We start from the raw sequence: 19698 nt of genomic DNA, 5'->3' as shown, positions 1-19698 counted from the left end.
TCACCGCGCCTTGGCGCCGGTCGCCGCGGGGGCGGCGGGCTCGGCCGGGTCGAAGGTGATCGGCAGCTGCGGGGCCGGTACGCCGGACGGCGGCACCTGGAGCGTCTTGAGGGCGAATTCCATCACCTGTTTGAAGACCGGGCCGCAGATCGAGCCGCCGAAGTAGCTGCCCTTGGTGGGGTTCTGGATGACGCAGGAGACGGTGACCCGCGGGTTGTCGGCCGGCGCGAAGCCCATGAAGGACGCGGTGTAGCCCTTGTAGGTGCCCGTTTTCGGGTCCACCCGGTTGGCCGTACCGGTCTTGCCGGCGACCCGGTAGCCGTCGATCCGGGCGTTGATGCCGGTGCCCTGCTCGCTGCCGACCACCGACTCCAGCATGGTGGACAGCGTCTTCGCGGTCTGCGCGCTGACCACCCTGGTCTTCTTCGGCGGCGCGGCGGGCACGAAGCGCCCGTCCGGCCCGGTGATGCCGCGGATCAGGCTGGGCTCGACCCTGACGCCGCCGTTGGCGATCGCCGCGTAGACCGAGGTGGCCTGCAGCGCGTTCAGCGACAGGCCCTGGCCGAAGGGGATCGTGTACTGCTGCGAGGCGTTCCAGTCCTGCGGCTCGGCCAGGATGCCGGGGGTCTCGCCGGGGAAGCCGATGCCGGTGGGGTCGCCGATGCCGAACTTCTTCAGGTACGAGTAGAGCACCCGGTTGGCCTGCGGCTGGGTCTTGCCGAGCAGCCCCGAGGCCTCGATCGTGCCGATGTTGCTGGACTTGGCGAGCACGCCGTTCAGCGTCAGGTACCAGGTGCCGTGGTCGACGTCGTCGTGGAAGACCCGGTCAGCGCGCGGCAGCGTGCCGGGCACGGTCACCCGGGTGGTGGGCGTCGCGGTGCCGGTGTCGATGATCGCGGCCATCGACATCACCTTGCTGACGCTGCCCGGCTCGTACGCGTCCTGCATCGCGGCATTGCCGAGCGCCTCGGGGTCGGCGTGCGCGAGGTCGGCGGGGTCGAAGCCGGGGGCGTCGGCCATCGCCAGCACCTCGCCGGTCCTGTTGTCCATCACGGTGACATAGCCGCGGTCGGCCCTGGACTTCCTCACCTGGGCGCTGATCGCGCTCTGCGCGGCCCACTGGATGTCGCGGTCCAAGGTCAGCTCCACGTCGGAGCCGGGCACCGCGGGGTGCTCCTGGACGCCGGCGGTGGGGACCTGACGGCCGTTGGACTGGGCGTAGCGGATCTTGCCGTTCCGGCCGGCGAGCTGCTTGTCGAACATCGACTCCAGGCCGCCGCCGCCGGCGCCCTTGCTGTTGACGAAGCCGAGCACCCCGGCGGCCAGGTCGCCGCCGGGGTAGACCCGCTTGGTGTGCGGCTCGCTGAAGATCCCGGCCAGCACGTCGGCGCCCGGCTGCTTGACCGCCTTGGCGGCGAGCGCCTTCTTGAGGTCGGAGATCTGGTTCCAGGCCTGCGGGGTCTGCCGGCTGGCCAGGACCTGGTAGCGGGAGCCGGGCGTGGACAGCTGCCGGGCGATCGTCGTCGCGTCCCCGCCGACGATCGGCGCCAGCAGCTCCGCCGCCTGCGCGGGGGCGTCCTTCACCTTGGCCTGCGCCGGGGTGAAGAGATACGGGTCCGCGGTGATGTCGTACGCGTCCACGGTGGTGGCCAGGGCCACTCCCGAGCGGTCGGTGATCGTGCCGCGGTCGGCGGTGACGTCGTGGGTGACCCAGCGGTTCACCGCCGCCTTCGAGGCATAGGCCGACGCGTCGACCGCCTGCACCTGGAGCAGGCGCACGACGAAGACGCCCATGACCACGGTCAGGGCCAGCGCGACGAGGCGGAGCCTCGGGCGCGGGGTGCCCAGCCGCACCATGCGGGGCCGCCGCCGCGGTTGCCGCGGCGGCGGCACAGGCCGTCGCACCGGGCGGCCGGCGGGGCGGCCCGCCGCCCCGGGCCCCGCGGCCGGGCGAGGCCGCCTCGCGGGCGGGCGAGGGGCGCTCACGGCCGCGCCCCGGCGCTTGCGGTGCGTACGTGCCCGCGGCCGCGTGGTGGCTTGTCGCGCGGTTCCCCGCGCCCCTGGTGGCTGCCCTCCGCCGCAGAGCCGAGCGCCTCAGGGGCGCGGGGAACCGCGCGCGCAACCACGACGGTGGTGAAGGCGACAGGCCACCGCGAGCGGCAATCACCCAGGGGCGCGGGGAACTGCGCGCCCAGCCGGGACGGACCGTCGTGTGGACGCAACGGAACCGCGCGGGACATCGCGTCACCTACCGGAGGGAGTGGTCGGAGTACCCGGGGGCGTACCCGGGGACGGGGTCGGAGGAGCGGCCGGATTCGCCGGCTTGGGCGGGGGCGGCGCCGCCGTCGCCCGCTCGGGAGTGCCGCGGACCGAGCCGTCCGAGTCGAGGAAGGCCGGGTTCCCGCCCGGGACCATCCCGAGCTGCCGGGCCTTGCCCTCCAGCGTCCCCGGCGCCCCGTACTGATCGACCTCCTGCTGCAACTGCTGCTGCTCGTCCGTGTAACCCGTGGTCTCCTTCTCCAACTTGTTCAGCTGGAAGGAGTCCTGGTTCACCGCGGCATTGAGCAGCAGCAGCGAGATCAGGCCACCGGCGAGGAGGGTCACGACAAGGATGACGAAGGGCGTACGCGCCGCGGTTGCGGACCGGGCGCGGACCGGGCTCACCGGGCCTCCTCGCGGATGCGCTCCGCGCCGCGCAGCCGGGCCGGCGCGGCCCTGCGGTTCTCGGCGACCTCGTCCTCGCCGGGCAGTTCGGCGCCTCGGGTGAGCAGCCGCAGCCGCGGCTGGTACTGCTCGGGCACCACCGGCAGCCCCGGCGGGGCCGTATTCGCCGCGCCGGCCGCGAAGACCTGCTTGACCAGCCGGTCCTCCAGGGAGTGGTAGGCCAGCACGGCGATCCTGCCGCCGACGGCGAGCGCCGAGACGGCCGCGGGCACGGCCCGCTCCAGCACGGACAGCTCGCCGTTGACCTCGATCCGCAGCGCCTGGAAGGTGCGCTTGGCCGGGTTGCCGCCGGTGCGCTTGGCGGCCTGCGGCAGGGCGTCCCTGATCAGCTCGACCAGCCTGGCGCTGTTGCGGAAGGGCTCGGCGTCCCGCTCCCGCACGACCGCGTCCACGATCTTGCGGGCGAATTTCTCCTCGCCGTAGGCGCGCAGGATGCGGACCAGGTCGCCCGGCGGGTAGGTGTTGAGCACCTCGGCCGCGCTGATGCCGGTGGTCTGGTCCATCCGCATGTCCAGCGGGGCGTCCTGCGCGTAGGCGAAGCCGCGGTCGGCCTCGTCCAGCTGCATGGAGGACACGCCGAGGTCGAAGAGCACGCCCTGCACGCGCGGCACGGACAGCCCGGCGAGGACGTCGGGCATCTCGTCGTAGACCGCGTGGACCAGGGTGGCGCGGTCGCCGAAGCGGGCGAGCCGGCGGCCGGAGAGCTTGAGCGCCTCGGGGTCGCGGTCCAGGGCGATCAGCCGGGCGGCGGGGAAGGTGGTCAGCAGCGCCTCGCTGTGCCCGCCGAGGCCCAGCGTGGCGTCCACGACCACCGCCCCGGGCTCGGCGAGCGCGGGCGCCAGCAGGTCGAGGCAGCGCCGCAGCATCACCGGGACGTGCCGCGGCTCCGGTGGCTGCGGGGTGGTGTCGCTCATGGGGCCGGCCCTTCTGGGACTGTGCTGGCACGCGGCCGGCCCTGGGGTGGCGGCCGGCGGGTGGACGTAGAACCTGGTCCCCGCCCGCTCGGCAGAGACGTTCCCCTGGCACCGGGGAAGTGGTGCCAGCGCAACGGTGGAGCGGGAGGAGGCCGAGCCGTACGTCCGCGCGGGTGATTCGCAAGGGGGAGGCGCGCGGTGCGGGGGCCGCGCTCACAGTAATCCGGGCGGAACCTCCTGCGAGAGGGCCGAGAAGGTGTCCTCCTGGGCGGCCAGATAATCGGCCCAGGCGGTCGCCGACCAGATCTCCACCCGGGTGTTGGCACCGATGACGGCGCAGTCCCGCTCCAGCCCCGCGTAGTCCCGCAGCGGCTGCGGGACGGTGACCCGGCCCTGCTTGTCGGGGATCTCGTCGTGCGCCCCGGCGAACAGCACCCGGAGGTAGTCGCGGGCGGACTTCGAGGTCAGCGGGGCCGCGGACAGCTGCTCGGTGGCCACCTTGAAGCCCGCGACGGGCCATACGCACAGGCACCGCTCCTGGCCGCGGGTGATCACCAGCCCCTCGGCCAGCGGCTCGCGGAAGCGGGCCGGCAGCACCAGGCGGTGCTTGTCGTCCAGCCGTGGGGTGTACGTCCCGAGGAACATCGCACCTCCCGCAGACGCCACTTTTCACGCACCACTTCGCGCCACTTTACTCCACCATGCCCCACCGTCAACGTTGGCCCGGCGCGGGCGCGTCACCCTGCCGGGCGACCCGGCCAGGGAACCCCGCGACCCGTGTGGGTTACATCACATCCACTGGATTGACCCATATTTAACTTTTCGTCGGAACTCACAACAGGTGACCGGGCGGTCCGGGCCTTAACGTCGGAGCCATGTCGATATCTGCCGCAGACGGCCCGTCCGAGACCTCGGCCCCGGCCGCCACCGCGTCGGTCACCGACCGACTGGTCGATGCCAACCAGAGCTATGCCGCCGCCTTCGCCGACCCGGGCATGGATGCCAGGCCGGTGCTCAAGGTCGCCGTCGTGGCGTGCATGGACGCCCGCATCGACCTGCACAAGGCGCTCGGCCTCGCGCTCGGCGACTGCCACACCATCCGCAATGCCGGCGGTGTGGTCACCGACGACACGATCCGCTCGCTCACCATCAGCCAGCGCGCGCTGGGCACCCGCTCGGTCGTGCTGATCCACCACACCAACTGCGGCATGCAGAGCATCACCGAGGACTTCCGCACCGAACTGGAGGCGGAGGTCGGCCAGCGGCCGACCTGGTCGGTGGAGTCCTTCACCGACATCGACCAGGACGTCAGGCAGTCCATGGCCAGGGTCAGGACGTCCCCCTTCCTCGCCCACACCGACGACGTCAGGGGCTTCGTCTTCGACGTCCACACCGGTCTGCTGCGCGAAATCACGAACAAGTAACGGCAGTCGAGTGACGTGGAGTGCCGCGTAAGGGAAGAATGCACAGTGCGGTACCGCATCGCCATCGGCGGGCGCGGGCACACGCACATTCGGGGAGGGCCGGTCCAGGGATGACCGAGTCCCGCGGAACATGGCCTAGGAGTACCGGGTGACGACGTTTGATGCACGAGCAAGCCTGAGTGATCTGACCACGACCGCGGACCGGGTTCGCCGCAGTGTGGAGAGCGTGATCGAGGGCAAGCCCGAGGTCGTACGTGTCGCGCTGACCGTCCTGCTGGCGGAGGGGCACCTGCTGATCGAGGACGTGCCCGGTGTCGGCAAGACGATGCTGTCCAAGGCGCTGGCGCGTTCGATCGACTGCTCGGTACGGCGGATCCAGTTCACGCCGGACCTGCTGCCCTCGGACATCACCGGGGTGAGCGTCTTCGACCAGCAGCAGCGGGACTTCGAGTTCAAGCCGGGTGCGATCTTCGCGCAGATCGTGGTGGGCGACGAGATCAACCGCGCCTCGCCCAAGACGCAGTCGGCGCTGCTGGAGTCGATGGAGGAGCGCCAGGTCACCGTCGACGGCACCACGTACGAACTGCCCAGCCCCTTCATGGTGATCGCCACCCAGAACCCGGTGGAGATGGAGGGCACCTACCCGCTGCCCGAGGCGCAGCGCGACCGCTTCACCGCCCGGGTCTCCATCGGCTACCCCAGCCCGGAGGCCGAGCTGAAGATGCTGGACGTGCACGGCGGGGTCTCGCCGCTGGACGACCTCCAGCCGGTCGCGCACGCCCACGAGATCGTCAAGCTCATCGAGGCGGTCCGCCAGGTGCATGTCGCCGACCCGGTGCGGCGCTACGCGGTGGCCCTGGTCGGCGCCACCCGCGACCACCCCGACCTGCGGCTCGGCGCCTCCCCCCGGGCCACCCTGCACCTGATCAGGGCGGCCAGGGCCTCGGCGGCCCTGGACGGCAGGGACTTCGTGCTGCCGGACGACGTGCAGGCGCTGGCCTCCGCGGTCCTGGCGCACCGCCTGCTGCCGACCGCGCAGGCCCAGCTCAACCGGCGGACACCGGAGCAGGTCGTGATCGAGATCCTGCAGCGTGTCCCGGTCCCCGATCCGTCGGCGGGCCGCCGGCCCGGCATGCCGGGCGCCCGGACCCTGTGATGGCCACCCCCGCCCCCGGGGGGCCGCCACCGCCGCCCCCGCAACCGCCGCGGGTCGGCCGTCCCGGCGGTTCCGACCTGCCCGGCGGCGACCCGCGGCCGGGCACCGGCGGCTTCCGTACCGCGCTCGGCGGGCTCACCACCCGCGGCCGGTCCTTCGTGGCGGCCGGTATCGCCGCGGCGATATGCGCGTACGTCCTCGGGCAGCCCGACCTGCTGCGGGTCGGACTGCTGCTGGCGATCCTGCCGCTGGTGTGCGTCGCGGTGCTCTACCGCACCCGCTACCGGGTCGCGGGCAGCCGCCGGCTGTCGCCGTCGCGGGTGCCCGCGATGTCGGAGGCCCGGGTGCACCTGCGGGTCGACAACGTCTCGCGGATCCCCACCGGCCTGCTGATGCTCCAGGACCGGGTGCCGTACGTCCTCGGGCCGCGCCCGCGCTTCGTGCTCGACCGGGTCGAGCCCGGCGGGCACCGCGAGGTCTCCTACCGGGTGCGCTCCGACCTGCGCGGCCGCTACCCGCTGGGGCCGCTGCAACTGCGGCTCACCGACCCCTTCGGCATGTGCGAGCTGACCCGCTCCTTCAGCTCCTACGACACCCTCACCGTCGTCCCGCGGGTCGAGGCGCTGCCGGCGGTGCGGCTGGCCGGCGAGGCCAACGGCTACGGCGAGAGCCGCACCCGGGCGCTGGCCTTCGCCGGCGAGGACGACGTCATCCCGCGCGGCTACCGGCACGGCGACGACCTGCGCCGGGTGCACTGGCGCTCGACGGCCAAATACGGCGAGCTGATGGTGCGCCGCGAGGAGCAGCCGCACCGGGCGCGCTGCACGGTGCTGCTCGACACCCGCGCCTGGGCCTACTTCGGCTCCGGGCCCGACTCGGCCTTCGAATGGGCGGTGTCCGGGGCCGCCTCGGTGTCCACCCACATGCTGGAGCGCGGCTACGCGGTCCGGCTGCTGACCGACACCGGCACCAGCGTGCCGGGCCCCGAGGGCACCGCCGGATTCGGCGGCGACTCCTCCGACATGGCGGGCGTCCTGCTCGACACCCTCGCGGTGGTGGCCCACTCCGAAGGCGAGACGCTGTCGCCCGCGTACGAAGCGCTGCGCTCGGCGACCGAGGGCCTGATAGTGGCCTTCCTCGGCGACCTGGACGAGGAGCAGGCCACGAGCGTCGCGCGGATCAGGCAGCGGACGGGCGGCGCGGTCGCGTTCGTCCTGGACAGCGACGACTGGATGGCGCGGGACGCCGGCGGCCGGCTGGTGCCGGCCGGCGACGCGGACGCCGTAGCCGTCGAGGAGCAGGACGGCACCCGGCGCGCGGTGCGGATGCTGCGCGAGGCGGGCTGGACGGTGGTCGAGGTCGCCGCCGGCGACACGCTGCCGGAACTGTGGCAGCGGGCCGACCGCTACCGCACGCGGGAGGAGTCCCCGGACACCCCGCAGGGACGGCACGAAGCGGGGGCGACGACATGAGCGGACGTGCACGGCTGACGGTGTTCGCCGCACTGGCCTCCCTGATGGCCGCGGCGGCCCTGCTGCCGCTGGCCAGCCCGCGCGGCTGGTACGTCAAGGCGGTGCTGTGCGTGGTCCTGCAGGCCGGGGTGGGCGCGGGCGCCCGCCGGGTGCCGCTGGCCAGGCCGCTGACGGTCGTCGCCCAGCTGCTGGTCTCGCTGCTGGTGCTGACCGCGATGTTCGTCCCGCACCAGGCGGTCGGCGGTGTGCTGCCCGGCCCGCAGGCATTCCGCCAGCTCGGGCAGCTGGTCCAGGACGGGATGACCGACGTCACCAACTTCGCGATCCCGGCGCCGGTCACCCCCGGCATCAGGTTCCTGCTGGTCGGCGGGGTGCTGCTGATCGCGCTCGCGGTCGACGCCATAGCGGTGACGTACAACAGCGCGGCGCCCGCCGGGCTGCCGCTGCTCGCGCTCTACGCGGTCGCCGCCGGCCTGGAGGACGGCGGCAGCCAGTGGTTGTACTTCCTGATCGCCGCGGCCGGCTATCTGCTGCTGCTGCTCGCCGAGGGCCGCGACCGGCTCTCCCGCTGGGGCCGGGTCTTCGGCGGCGCCCCGCGGCAGGGCGGCTGGGCGGGACCGGCCGGCGCCGCGGGCGGCGGCGCGCCGCTGGCCCCGGTGCGCACCGGGCGCCGGATCGGGGCGATGGCGCTGGGCATCGCCCTGGTGCTGCCCGTCGTCCTGCCCTCGCTCAGCGGCGGCCTGCTGGGCTCCACGGGCAGCGGCGGCGGTGACGGCCTGGGCGCCGGCGTGGGCAATGCCACGTCGGTACGCCCCGAGGTCGCGCTGCAGGACTACCTGAACCAGCCGGACAACCGCGAGGTGATGACCTACAAGACCAACTCCCCCGACGCCAGCGGGATGTATCTGCGGATCCTGTCGCTCGACCAGTTCGACGGCACCCAGTGGTCGGCCTCCAAGGACGACAAGCTGGACATCCCCGACGTCCTGCCGACGCCGCAAGGTCAGGCGGGAGACGTGAAGTACACCGAGGTCGACACCTCGGTGGCGGTGGACCGGGACTACGCGCAGGGCTGGCTGCCGATGCCGTACCCGGCGCTCCGGGTGCAGGCCGACGGGGACTGGCGCTACGAGCCCGAGGGCCGGATGGTCATCGGCGACCACGGGCAGACCACCTCGGGCCTGCAATACCAGGTCACCAGCATGCAGCTGGCGCCGACCGCCGCGCAGCTCGCGGCGGCGCAGCCGGCCGCCGGGAAGATCGCCGAGCAGTACGAGAAGGTGCCCGACTCGCTGCCCGCGGTCGTGGCGGACACCGCCCGGCAGGTCACCCAGTCGGCCACCAACGACTACGAGCGGGCGCTCGACCTCCAGCGCTACTTCACCTCGGGGCAGTTCGTCTACGACACCGAGGCCAAGTCCGGTACGGGCGTGGACGCGATCGCCCGGTTCCTGCAGACCAAGCGGGGCTTCTGCGTGCACTTCGCCTTCACCATGGCGGCGATGGCCCGCACCTTGCACATCCCGGCCCGGGTCGCAGTCGGCTTCACGCCCGGCTCGCTCACCACCGACGGTTCCATGTCGGTCGGGCTCAAGGACGCCCACGCCTGGCCCGAGCTGTACTTCGAGGGCATCGGCTGGACCCGCTTCGAGCCGACGCCCTACCGAGGTACGGCGCCGTCCTACACGCTGGCGACCAGCACCGCGGGCGGCGGCGACGCCCCCGACCCCGCGGAGCACGGCGCCGGCAACACCGCCCGCCCGACGCCGACCGCCTCGTCCCAGTGCGCCGAGCAGCACAACCTCGGCCCTGCCGAGTGCGGCTCAGCGGCCGCCGCGGGCGGCGGCGGCTCGGGCGGCTCCGGCTTCGACGGGCTGCGGCTCGCCGGGATCGGGCTGATCGCCCTGCTGGTGGTCATGGTGCCCACGCTGCCACTGCTGTGGCGAAGCCGGGTACGGGCCGGACGGCTGTCAGGCGGCAGAGAGAAAGCGGGCGGACTCGTGCTGTCCGCGTGGGACGAGGTGCTCGACACCGGGTGGGACTACGGCATCCCGCCGGACGAGTCCGAGACCCCGCGGCGGGCGATGTCCCGCCTGGTCACCGAGGGCAGGCTCAGCGGGCCCGCAGCCGAGGCGGCGACCTCGCTGGCCACGGCGGTGGAGCGCACGCTGTACGCGCCACGGCCGCAGGCTGCCACCGGCCTCGCGGCCGACGTCCACGCGGTCCGCGCGGGCCTCCACTCCTCGGCCACCCGCGGCGGCCGCATCCGCGCCCGCTTCTTCCCCCGCTCCTTCGCCCGCGTCCTGTGGAGCGCGTCCGCGATGACGTCAGCGGCGTCCGCGAGGCTCTCCCACACGACAGAACGCCTCACGACCCCCCTCCGCCGCCGCCTGACCCGCCCCTCCTGACCCCCCCCCGATCCCGGGGCCGCCCCCCACCTGGGGGGCGCCCCCGCGGGCGGCGCGAGTCGTGCGGTTCCCCTTGCGCACGGGCGCGCCCCCCAGGGGGCACGGGGCCGCATCCGCCCTGCGGGGCGGCCTCCCCCGGCCGCGGGGTCGTGCGGTTCCCTTGCGCAGGGGGTGCCTGACAGGGGCGCGGGGCTGCATCCGAATCTGCGGCCGGCGCCGCGTGGGCGCGACCGTCACGTGGCGACGGACCGCCGCCACCAGGGGCGCGGGGAACTGCGCGCTCAGCCGTCCACCGGCCGGTGGTCCGTCTTCGACAGCAACAGCCCCTTTGGGTCGGTGACGACCCGCGCGCGGTCGATGGCTGGTCGCGCAGTTCCCCGCGCCCCTGTCAGGCAGCCCCTGCGCAAGGAACCCCGCAGCCACCGCGCCCGGCGGAGAGGCGCCCCCTCTGCGCAAGGGGAACCGCACGACCCCCGCGTCCGGGGAAGGTCACGACCTAGGCGGAGACACCGCACAACCGCCCGCGCAGCGGATTGCGCGGGCGTACGGAATGGCTCAACCGAGCTGGAAGCTACTGGCCCTGCTGGTCGCGGCGCCGCTGCCACCGCTCTTCGATGCGGTCCATGACCTTGCCCTTGCGGGGCTGGTGGTGGCGGCGGCCGAGCCGCCCGCCTCGTCCGGACGCCGCGACGGCCGGCGGCATGGAGTCCCCCGGCTTGGCGGCCTTGCGCCACCCGGTGACCGCGAGGACCGCGCACACCAGCATGACGAGGAAGCCTGCCACGCCGACCAAGGTCAGCTTGGCGATCATGCCGCCCATGAGCAGCGCTACACCGACCAGAAACCCTGCGACAGCCAGATAGACCCGGCGCCGGGTGAACGTGCGCAGCCCGGTTCCCTCGAGCGCCGACGCGAACTTGGGATCTTCGGCGTACAGCGCTCGCTCCATCTGCTCGAGCATGCGCTGCTCGTGCTCCGAGAGCGGCACGGAGACCTCCTACTCGTCGGTCGCGGAAGCGACCGGTCCGACCCTTTCAGGATAGGCAGGGAATCGCCCCCGTGAAACCCACCCCGATGCGCCAACCCCGACGGGTGCTTCATTCCCCGTCCGCAGTCGCGTCATGCCAGCATACGGTCAGGAATGGCGTGACGGACGGGGCCGCGGCCCGGTCCCCGCACGCGGGGGCCGTGCGGGGGCTCGACGACCCCCGCACGTCAACCGGGCGTGACCGATCAGTCGCGCTCCGCGAGCATGTGCAGCTGGGTCGCGACCGCGTGGAAACCGGGGTCCTCAGCGGCCGCAAGCTCCAGCCGGAGCAGCGCGTCCAGCGCGCCCGGCTCGGTGTCGACGAGCACTCCCGGCACCAGGTCGGCGAAGATCCGCACCCCGTGCACGGCGGCGGCCCGCAGCCCGGCGTCGGTCACCAGCCGGGTCAGCTCCTCCGCGGTGAAGCGGCGGGGCAGCGAGTCGCCGTCGCCCCATCGCCCGTCCGGGTCGCCCAGGGCGTGCTGTGCCTCGGCGAAGTGCCCGGCGAGTGCCCTGGCCAGGACGGCGCCGCCGCGGCCCGCAGCGAGCAGGCTGAGCGCGCCGCCCGGACGCAGGGCGCCGGCGACATGGCGGATGCCCTCGGCCGGGTCGTCCACGTATTCCAGGACCCCGTGGCAGAGCACCATGTCGTAGGCCCCGGGGGTGATCACGTCCAGCAGCCCCTGGGCGTCGCCCTGCACCCCGCTGACCCGCTCCGTGACACCGGCCTCGGCGGCCCGCCGCTCCAGGCCGAACAGCGCGTCCGGGCTGGGGTCGACCACGGTGACCCGGTGGCCGAGGCGGGCGACGGGCACCGCGAAATTGCCGGTGCCGCCGCCGGTGTCGAGCACGTCGAGGACCGCGGTGTCCGCCGCCTTCGCCCGCCGCTCCAAGGCGTCGCGCAGCACTTCCCAGACCACGGCGGTACGCAGGCTGGCACGGGGGCGCATCGGGTCCACCCCTCCTTGACGGGACATGGCGGACGGCTCCTCGCGGCTGCGGGTGACTGGTGCGGCTCCAACTCTAGGTGTTCTGTCCATGGAGGTTGGTGACAGTGATCACGACTGGGGGATCTTGAACGAGTGAGGGCCTTCCGGGTTCGGTGTGGATTGCGACATCGCCACCGAACGATCAGAAGGCCCTCATGCCCCACCGTAATGCACCCCTGACCGAGACTGGTCGCCTGCGTCTGGCCCGCTGCGTCGTGGACGACGGCTGGCCCCTGCGCCGCGCGGCTGAGCGCTTCCAGGTCTCGCCCACAACAGCTCACCGGTGGGCGTCCCGCTACCGTGAGCTCGGCGAGGCCGGGATGTCCGACCGCCCATCGCGCCCGCACCACAGCCCGACCCGGACGCCGACCCGGACCGAGCGGCGGATCATCAAGGTCCGTGTCCTGCGCCGGTGGGGACCGGCCCGTATCGCCTATCTGCTGGGGCTGAACCCGGCCACCGTGCACCGCGTCCTGACCCGCTTCGGCCTCGCCCGCCTGGCCCACCTGGACCGCGCCACCAGCCAGGTGATCCGGCGCTATGAGCACGCCGCCCCCGGCGACCTTGTGCACGTCGACATCAAGAAACTCGGCAACATCCCGGACGGCGGCGGCCACAGGGCCCTGGGCCGGCAGGCAGGCCGCAAGAACCGGGCCAAGGCCGGGATGAGCTTCCTGCACAACGCCGTCGATGACCACTCCCGCCTGGCCTACAGCGAGATCCTCACCGACGAGAGGAAAGAGACCGCCGCCGGGTTCTGGCAGCGCGCCCACACCTACTTCGCCGAAGCCGGGATCACCGTCCAGCGCGTCTTGACCGACAACGGCGCCTGCTACAAGTCCCACCTGTGGCGCGACACCCTGGCAGCGGCTGGGATCACTCACAAGCGCACCCGCCCCTACCGGCCACAGACCAACGGGAAGGTCGAGCGGTTCAACCGGACCCTGCTGGACGAGTGGGCCTACGCCAAGCCATACCGGACCGAGACCGAACGACGCGAGGCATACCCCCTCTGGCTCCACACCTACAATCACCACCGCGGACACACCGCACTCAAAGGCCAACCACCCGCCAGCCGCATCCCCAACCTCACGGGTCAGTACATCTAGGGCGTGTCTGACAAATAGCGTCGTCCGCCCTTGGGGCGGGGCTGGCGGAGTCTGGTGCGTGCGATCGCAAGGCGGAGGGTGGGGGCACCACCCGGGCCGCCAGGCCCAGGGGGACAGAGCGCAGCGGGCCGCGCCGACGACCGACAACGCTGGGGGCACCTCCCGCCGAAGGCAGGGGGAGAGCGTGCGTGCCAGGCCCCGCCAGCCAGACGGGATTCGTCAGACACGCCCGAGGCCCCGGCTGTCATGGGCAGCGGGGCCGCACGCCGGTCACTCGGGTGCGGGGGCCGGTATCAGGGGCGGGGCGCCGTCGAGGGCCGGGCGGAGCAGCAGCATGCGCTCCACCAGGCGCAGGAACATCGTGACGGAGCGGACCAGGTCGTCGGCCTCCCGCGGGCCGGCCGCGGTGGCTATGCCGGCTTCTGCCCTGGCCCTGCGGTCGGCGCCGGCGGCGAACAGCGCGCTCCATTCGGACAGCTCGGGTGCGATCTCCGGCAGCACCTCCCACACGCTGCGGATCCTGCGGCGCCGCCGCGGGGTGTCCTCGGGCCTGCCGCGGGCGGCGAGCACCGCGGCGGCGGTGCGCAGGGCGGCGAGGTGGGCGGTGGCATAGCGCTCGTGGGGCGCGTCGAGCGCGGCGGCCTCGGTGAGCCCGAGGTGCGCCTGGGTGAGCAGGTCGAGGGCGGCGGGTGAAGCGGTGGCGCGGCGCAGCACAGGGTGGACGTCGCTGAGCGGAACTGCCATGGCGAGCCTCACTTTCTCCGTACGTGTGTCCGTACGCCCCATACTGGGGCCGACCACTGACAATCGGCTCTGACCTGCGAATACCGCCTCTTCCTTGATGATCGGGTCACCTCGCCCCACCGCGGGCGGGCAGAATCGGTGCCATGAGCACCGCACGACGCCAGGCCACCCGCCGCAAGCTCTACGCGGCGGCCGTCACTCTCATCGCCGAGCAGGGTTTCTCCGCCACCACCGTCGACGAGATCGCCGAGCGGGCCGGTGTCGCCAAGGGGACCGTCTACTACAACTTCGCCAGCAAGAACGACCTGTTCGAGGAGCTGCTGCGGGACGGTGTGGACCGGTTGCGGGACGCGCTGCGGCAGGCCGCCACCACCGCCACGGCGTGCGGCGGCAGCGGGGTGGACGCGCTGGACGCGATGATCCACGCCGGTCTGCGCTTCATCGTGCGCTATCCGTCCTTCACCCAGCTCTACGTGGCCGAGCTGTGGCGGACCAACCGGGCCTGGCAGGACACCTTGACGCTGGTGCGGCGGCAGGCCGTCTCGGTGGTCGAGGAGGTGCTGAGCGCGGCGGTGGCGGCGGGTGAGCTGAGCGAGGACATCGACGTCCAGCTGACGGCGTCCGCGCTGTTCGGCATGGTGCTGGTGGCGGCCCTCGACTGGCAGGCGTTCCAGCCGGAACGCAGCATCGACGATGTGCACGCGGCACTGTCGCGACTGCTCCAGGGCCGGGTCGGAGGCGCGGCGCTCGACTCGGCGGCACCGCGGTCCTGAGAACCGGTCCTGGCGGCCGGGGGAAGCCGGGGGCCAGGAGGCGCCGGAAAAGTCGAGTGCGATGTCCTGGCACGGACCGGTCCCCCACCGAGCCGTGCCGGGACAGCGCCTCCCCCATGCAACCCCCGTTGACGACCGGGAGGCCTTCCGTACCGCCGCCCCGTGTCGGCGGTGCGTTCGGCCTGCCCGTCCGCGGCTCCACTCTCCCGTCCCCCGACGGGCTGCGGCTATCCGTGCGGCTACTCAACGGCGGGTCTAGGTAGTGATACTCAGATCCCGGGGGTTTCACTCACCTTCCCCCGGTTCCGGTCACCGTCCGGCCTGTTCTGGCTAGAGTTCCGGTCATGTCCGTACTCCCGCTGGTCTTCACCAGTGGCTGGGCGAGCGGGATCAACGCCTATGCCGTCGTGCTGCTGCTGGGCCTCATGGGTGCCACCGGGGCGACCGACGAGGTCCCGCACGCGCTGCAGCGCCCTGATGTGCTCGTGGCCGCCGCCGTGCTCTTCCTCTGCGAGGCCGTCGCCGACAAGATCCCCTACATCGACACGGCGTGGGACACGGTGCACACCGCAGTCCGGCCGGTCGCGGGGGCGGTGGTGGCCGCACTGCTGGCCGGCCACGACGGCTCGCTGCCGCAGCTGGCGGCGGCCGCGGTCGGCGGTTCCACAGCGCTGGCCAGCCATCTGGTGAAGGCCGGCACCAGGATGGCGGTCAACACCTCGCCTGAGCCCTTCAGCAACATCGTGGTGAGCCTGGCCGAGGATCTGGGGGTGGGGACGCTGATGGTCTTCGCCCTCTTCCACCCGGTGGCGGCGGCGCTGATCGCCGGCACACTGCTGGCGCTCGGCCTTGCCACGGTGGGCTTCCTCTTCTCCCGCATCCGGCGCTTCTGGCGGCGCCGCAGGGAGCGCCGGGCGACCCGCGGCGGCCCGGGCACCCCGGCCGCCGTCTGAGCCTGTGCCCGCCGCTACAGTCCGTGGCATGGCACGGATTGCGGTGACAGGCGCAGGCATGGCGTCGCTGGCGGCGGCGGCCCGGCTCGCCGTCGGGGGCCACCAGGTGGTGGTGCTCGAACGCACCGCCACGTACGGCGGCGGTGTCGGCCGGCTGGCCAGGGACGGCTTCGCCTTCGACACCGGGCCCGGCCTGCTGACACTGCCCGCGGTCTACCGCGATCTGTTCGTGAAGACCGGGAAGCGGCCCCTGGAGGCCTGCGTCGACCTGGTCGAGGTGAACCCGGCGGCACGCCATGTCTTCGCCGACGGTACGGACCTCACGCTGCCGAACGCGTCGCGGTCGGGCACGATCGCCGCCATGGACGCGGCCTTCGGGCCCGGCAGCGGTGAGCGCTGGAGCGACCTCATGGTCAGGGCGCGGGAGACCTGGGAGGCGATGCGGCGGCCGATGCTGGAGGAGGCGCTGCCCGCCGACCCGTCGGCCTTCGCCCGCGACCCGTATCCGGCGGTCAGGCGCGGCCTGGGCCCCGGCCGCAACCGGCCGTCGCTGGCCAGGATCGCCGCCGCGGAGCTGCGCGACCCGCGGCTGGTGGCGCTGCTGGAGAGCCATCTGCTGGCCCAGGGCGTCGACCCGCGCGAGGGCCCGGCGTCGGCGGCCGTCCTGCCGTATCTGGAGGAGACCTTCGGCCTCTGGTATGTCCGCGGCGGCATGCGGGAGCTGGTGCGGGCGGTCCACGAGCGGTGCCTGGAGCGCCGGGTGGAATTCCGCTTCGACACGCAGGTGACCGGCCTGCTGGTGGCGGACGGCCGTACGGCGGGTGTGCGGCTGGCCGACGGCAGCGAGGTGGCCGCCGACATCGTGGTGGCAGGCACCCCGGCGCCGGCCCTCCACGCGGGCGCGGCGGGCCGGGACACCGACGGCGAGCCGTGGCCCTTCGACGGGCCGCGCGACGAGGGCAGCCGCCTGACGGTGCATCTGGCGCTGCGCGGCTCTCGCCCGTCGGGCACCGCGCACCGCACGGTGGTGCACGCGGCGGACCGGGGCCGGGCGCTGGACTGGCTCACCGCCCGCCACCCCGCGCCGCTGCCGCCGCGGGGCGCGCTGACGGTGACCGTGCTGCGGCCCGACGACCCGGCGACGCGTCCCGACGACGGCCACGAGGCGGTGACGCTGACCGCGCCGGTGCCCGCGCACGAGGCGGCGCGCGAGTCGGCGCGGACGCTGGACTGGAACGCGCCGGGGGCCGCCGACTCCTTCGCCGACCTGATGGTGGCCGCAGCGGAGGCGGCCGTGCCGGGGCTGCGCGCGCGCGAGCTGTGGCGGGAGGTCCGCACCCCGGTGGACATCGAGCGGGAGACCGGCGCCGCGCGCGGCGCGGTGCCCGCGCCCTCGCTGGCCGGGGCCGGCGGCATCCTGCTGCGGTCGGCGAACCGGTCGCCCCTGCCCGGTTTCTACCGCGTCGGCGGCTGGGCCCACCCCGGCGGCGGGCTGCCGCACGCGGGCATGTCGGCGGCGATCACGGCCGACCTGGTCGCCGGCGGCCCCGGCGGCAGCCGCTGAGCGCGACGCGTCACACAGGACCGCGTCCCAAGATCGTTAATCGGACACCCGCCTGAATTCAGCAGATCGGGCGGTTGTGTCCGCAGGCCCTCCCGGAGCGAACGGTCGATCACTTAGCGTGATCGCAGGCCCTTTGATCTCCTCAGTGGAAGGCCCTTGCCGACATGTCTCAGCCCTTCGAGCTCCCGCGGTTCTACGTCCCTTATCCGGCCCGCCTCAACCCCCATCTGGACCGTGCGCGCGTGCACACCAAGGCGTGGGCACGCGAGATGGACATGCTGGAGGGGTCGGGCATCTGGGAGGAGTCCGACCTCGACTCCCACGACTACGCCCTGCTGTGCGCCTACACCCACCCGGACGCCTCGGGCCCCGAGTTGGACCTGGTCACCGACTGGTATGTGTGGGTCTTCTTCTTCGACGACCACTTCCTCGACATCTACAAGCGCAGCCAGGACATGACGGGCGCGAAGGCCTATCTGGACCGGCTGCCCGCCTTCATGCCGGTGGACCTCGGGCAGCCGGTGCCCGAGCCGACCAACCAGGTGGAGGCCGGCCTGGCCGACCTGTGGGCGCGCACCGTCCCCACGATGTCCGACAGCTGGCGGCGGCGCTTCGCCGAGAGCACCAAGGCGCTGCTCGACGAGTCGCTCTGGGAGCTGGACAACATCAGCGCGGGGCGGGTGTCCAACCCGATCGAATACATCGAGATGCGCCGCAAGGTGGGCGGTGCGCCCTGGTCGGCGAATCTGATCGAGCACGCGGCGGCGGCCGAGGTGCCCGCGGTGATCGCCGCGAGCCGCCCGATGCGGGTGCTGCGGGACACCTTCGCCGACGGGGTCCATCTGCGCAACGACCTGTTCTCCTACCAGCGGGAGACCGAGCAGGAGGGCGAGCTGGCCAATGCGGTGCTGGTCCTCGAAAGGTTCCTCGGCATCGGCACCCAGGAGGCCGCCGAGCGGGTCAACCAGCTGCTGACCTCCCGGCTCCAGCAGTTCGAGCACACCGCCTTCACCGAGGTCGAGCCGCTGGCCGACCGGTACGGCCTGGGTCCGAAGGAGCGGGGCGACGTCTTCGCCTACGTCAAGGGCCTGCAGGACTGGCAGTCAGGCGGCCACGAGTGGCACATGCGCTCCAGCCGCTACATGAACGGGGCGAAGGACGGCGCCGCGGGTGAGGTGACCGGCGGCACCGGCGGGCTCGGCGGGCCGACCGGGCTGGGCACCTCGGCGGCCGGGGTGATCGGCTCGCTGGCCGCGACCATGCCGCAGCGGCTGCGGAGCTTCAGCCATGTGCCGCACCAGCAGGTGGGCGCGGTGCCGCTGCCGGAGATCCCGATGCCGTTCGAGACCCGGCTGAGCCCGCATCTGGACGCCGCCCGGGCGCACAACCTCGACTGGGGCAAGCGGATGGGCATGCTGGACCCCGAGCCCGGCTTCCCGGTCCCCGGCGGCCTGTGGAATCCCGACAAGCTGGTGGCCTACGACTTCGCGCTGTGCGCGGCCGGCATCCATCCCGACGCCGACCAGGACAGCCTCGACCTGACCACCGACTGGCTGACCTGGGGCACCTACGGCGACGACTACTACCCGCTGGTCTTCGGCCGGTCCCCCGACATGGCGGCGGCCCGGCACACCACCGACCGCTTCGGCCTCTTCATGCCGCTGGACGCGGGCCCGGTGCCGCCGCCGGTGACCGTGCTGGAGCGGGGCCTCGCCGACCTGTGGCAGCGCACCGCCGGGCCCATGGCGCCGGACGCCCGGCGCGCCTTCCGCTTCTCCATCGAGGACATGACCGAGAGCTGGCTGTGGGAGCTGGCCAACCAGAAGCAGAACCGGATCCCCGACCCCGTCGACTACATCGAGATGCGCCGCAAGACCTTCGGCTCCGACCTGACGATGAGCCTGTCCAGGATCGGCCACGGCGGCACCCTGTCGCCCGAGGTCTACCGCTCCCGCCCGGTGCGGGCCATGGAGTCCGCCGCGGCCGACTTCGCCTGCCTGCTCAACGACGTGTACTCGTACCAAAAGGAGATCCAGTTCGAGGGCGAGATCCACAACGGGGTGCTGGTGGTGCAGAAGTTCCTGGACTGCGACCCCGAGGAGGGCATGCGGGTGGTGGGCGGTCTGATGGCCGCCAGGATGGCCGAGTTCCAGTACATCACCGAGACGCAACTGCCCGCGCTCTTCGAGGAGTTCCAGCTCGACGGGACCGCGCGGCGGGCGCTGGAGGGCTATGCGCAGGAATTGCGGGACTGGATGGCCGGCATCCTGACCTGGCACAGCGGCTGCCACCGCTACGAGGAGGAGGCACTGCTGCGGCACTTCCCCTCGGCGGCGCCCCCGGCCGCGCCCGTCCCGGCGCCGGGACCGTCCTGGGCGGTCCCGGCCGGGCTCGGTACGTCGGCGGCCCGGCTGCCCGCGCTGCTGGGCCGCCGCTGACGG

15 protein-coding genes and 1 pseudogene are annotated in these 19698 nt (G+C 73.1%); 9 read left to right on the top strand and 7 right to left on the bottom strand.

Features of this window, described 5'->3' with window-relative positions; all coding sequences use genetic code 11:
- The 4 genes and pseudogenes from OG900_30300 to mraZ all read right to left on the bottom strand — a co-directional run bounded on the left by OG900_30300 (position 1) and on the right by mraZ (position 4283).
- Positions 1-1905, bottom strand: a complete 1905-nt coding sequence (locus OG900_30300) for a penicillin-binding protein 2 (protein WUH93993.1) — start codon at positions 1903-1905, stop codon at positions 1-3.
- Positions 1906-2286: 381 nt separating this feature from the next.
- Positions 2287-2640: pseudogene (locus OG900_30295) on the bottom strand (hypothetical protein).
- A gap of 20 nt (positions 2641-2660) precedes the next feature.
- Positions 2661-3638 (bottom strand): 16S rRNA (cytosine(1402)-N(4))-methyltransferase RsmH, encoded by a 978-nt coding sequence (rsmH, locus tag OG900_30290; protein ID WUH93992.1) that lies wholly within the window; start codon positions 3636-3638, stop codon positions 2661-2663.
- 213 nt (positions 3639-3851) lie between these two features.
- Entirely contained in the window at positions 3852-4283 is a 432-nt protein-coding gene (gene mraZ, locus OG900_30285) for a division/cell wall cluster transcriptional repressor MraZ (protein WUH93991.1), read from the bottom strand.
- A 230-nt stretch (positions 4284-4513) separates the two neighbouring features.
- Between mraZ and OG900_30280 the strand changes: the two genes are divergently transcribed.
- The 4 genes from OG900_30280 to OG900_30265 all read left to right on the top strand — a co-directional run bounded on the left by OG900_30280 (position 4514) and on the right by OG900_30265 (position 10098).
- Positions 4514-5062, top strand: a complete 549-nt coding sequence (locus tag OG900_30280; GenBank protein ID WUH93990.1) for a carbonic anhydrase — start codon at positions 4514-4516, stop codon at positions 5060-5062.
- 148 nt (positions 5063-5210) lie between these two features.
- Entirely contained in the window at positions 5211-6218 is a 1008-nt protein-coding gene (locus tag OG900_30275; GenBank protein WUH93989.1) for a MoxR family ATPase, read from the top strand.
- Entirely contained in the window at positions 6218-7690 is a 1473-nt protein-coding gene (locus OG900_30270; protein ID WUH93988.1) for a DUF58 domain-containing protein, read from the top strand. Before OG900_30275 ends, OG900_30270 begins: the two co-directional genes overlap by 1 nt.
- A complete protein-coding gene (locus OG900_30265) occupies positions 7687-10098 on the top strand; it encodes a DUF3488 and transglutaminase-like domain-containing protein (protein WUH93987.1) in 2412 nt (803 codons plus the stop codon). The genes OG900_30270 and OG900_30265 overlap by 4 nt, the downstream gene beginning before the upstream one ends.
- Before the next feature lie 571 nt (positions 10099-10669).
- Here the strand turns inward: OG900_30265 and OG900_30260 are convergent.
- Both OG900_30260 and OG900_30255 read right to left on the bottom strand, forming a co-directional pair.
- Positions 10670-11086 carry a DUF3040 domain-containing protein gene (locus OG900_30260; GenBank protein WUH93986.1) on the bottom strand — a complete coding sequence of 139 codons (417 nt, stop codon included), beginning with the start codon at positions 11084-11086 and terminating at the stop codon, positions 10670-10672.
- Positions 11087-11331: 245 nt separating this feature from the next.
- Positions 11332-12102, bottom strand: a complete 771-nt coding sequence (locus OG900_30255) for a methyltransferase domain-containing protein (protein ID WUH93985.1) — start codon at positions 12100-12102, stop codon at positions 11332-11334.
- Between the two features lie 167 nt (positions 12103-12269).
- On the opposite strand from OG900_30255, the gene OG900_30250 reads away from it, so the two are divergent.
- On the top strand, positions 12270-13223 hold the full coding sequence (locus tag OG900_30250; protein ID WUH93984.1) for an IS481 family transposase: 954 nt from the start codon (positions 12270-12272) through the stop codon (positions 13221-13223).
- A 270-nt stretch (positions 13224-13493) separates the two neighbouring features.
- Here the strand turns inward: OG900_30250 and OG900_30245 are convergent, their stop codons facing one another.
- Positions 13494-14009, bottom strand: coding sequence for an SAV_6107 family HEPN domain-containing protein (locus tag OG900_30245; GenBank protein WUH93983.1), 516 nt, complete (start codon positions 14007-14009; stop codon positions 13494-13496).
- 101 nt (positions 14010-14110) lie between these two features.
- Between OG900_30245 and OG900_30240 the strand changes: the two genes are divergently transcribed.
- The 4 genes from OG900_30240 (at position 14111) to OG900_30225 (ending at position 19695) form a co-directional block, all read left to right on the top strand.
- Complete coding sequence (locus OG900_30240) at positions 14111-14740, top strand: TetR/AcrR family transcriptional regulator (GenBank protein ID WUH93982.1); 630 nt, start codon at positions 14111-14113, stop codon at positions 14738-14740.
- Between the two features lie 344 nt (positions 14741-15084).
- Positions 15085-15693 carry a DUF4126 domain-containing protein gene (locus tag OG900_30235; GenBank protein WUH93981.1) on the top strand — a complete coding sequence of 203 codons (609 nt, stop codon included), beginning with the start codon at positions 15085-15087 and terminating at the stop codon, positions 15691-15693.
- Positions 15694-15721: 28 nt separating this feature from the next.
- Positions 15722-17257, top strand: a complete 1536-nt coding sequence (locus tag OG900_30230) for an NAD(P)/FAD-dependent oxidoreductase (protein ID WUH93980.1) — start codon at positions 15722-15724, stop codon at positions 17255-17257.
- A gap of 164 nt (positions 17258-17421) precedes the next feature.
- Positions 17422-19695, top strand: coding sequence for a germacradienol/geosmin synthase (locus OG900_30225; protein WUH93979.1), 2274 nt, complete (start codon positions 17422-17424; stop codon positions 19693-19695).
- Positions 19696-19698: the final 3 nt, after the last annotated feature.

The organism is Streptomyces sp. NBC_00433, assembly GCA_036015235.1.
Lineage (GTDB): Bacteria > Actinomycetota > Actinomycetes > Streptomycetales > Streptomycetaceae > Actinacidiphila.
Note: the sequence above shows the minus strand (reverse complement) of the source record. Positions and strands in the feature narration are given on the sequence as shown.

Coding starts and splice junctions, on each gene's coding strand:
- rsmH (WUH93992.1), bottom strand. CDS start 3,638: ATGAGCGACACCACCCCGCAGCCACCGGAGCCGCGGCACGTCCCGGTG.
- OG900_30230 (WUH93980.1), top strand. CDS start 15,722: ATGGCACGGATTGCGGTGACAGGCGCAGGCATGGCGTCGCTGGCGGCG.
- OG900_30280 (WUH93990.1), top strand. CDS start 4,514: ATGTCGATATCTGCCGCAGACGGCCCGTCCGAGACCTCGGCCCCGGCC.
- OG900_30265 (WUH93987.1), top strand. CDS start 7,687: ATGAGCGGACGTGCACGGCTGACGGTGTTCGCCGCACTGGCCTCCCTG.
- mraZ (WUH93991.1), bottom strand. CDS start 4,283: ATGTTCCTCGGGACGTACACCCCACGGCTGGACGACAAGCACCGCCTG.
- OG900_30225 (WUH93979.1), top strand. CDS start 17,422: ATGTCTCAGCCCTTCGAGCTCCCGCGGTTCTACGTCCCTTATCCGGCC.
- OG900_30270 (WUH93988.1), top strand. CDS start 6,218: ATGGCCACCCCCGCCCCCGGGGGGCCGCCACCGCCGCCCCCGCAACCG.
- OG900_30255 (WUH93985.1), bottom strand. CDS start 12,102: ATGTCCCGTCAAGGAGGGGTGGACCCGATGCGCCCCCGTGCCAGCCTG.
- OG900_30240 (WUH93982.1), top strand. CDS start 14,111: ATGAGCACCGCACGACGCCAGGCCACCCGCCGCAAGCTCTACGCGGCG.
- OG900_30250 (WUH93984.1), top strand. CDS start 12,270: ATGCCCCACCGTAATGCACCCCTGACCGAGACTGGTCGCCTGCGTCTG.
- OG900_30245 (WUH93983.1), bottom strand. CDS start 14,009: ATGGGGCGTACGGACACACGTACGGAGAAAGTGAGGCTCGCCATGGCA.
- OG900_30235 (WUH93981.1), top strand. CDS start 15,085: ATGTCCGTACTCCCGCTGGTCTTCACCAGTGGCTGGGCGAGCGGGATC.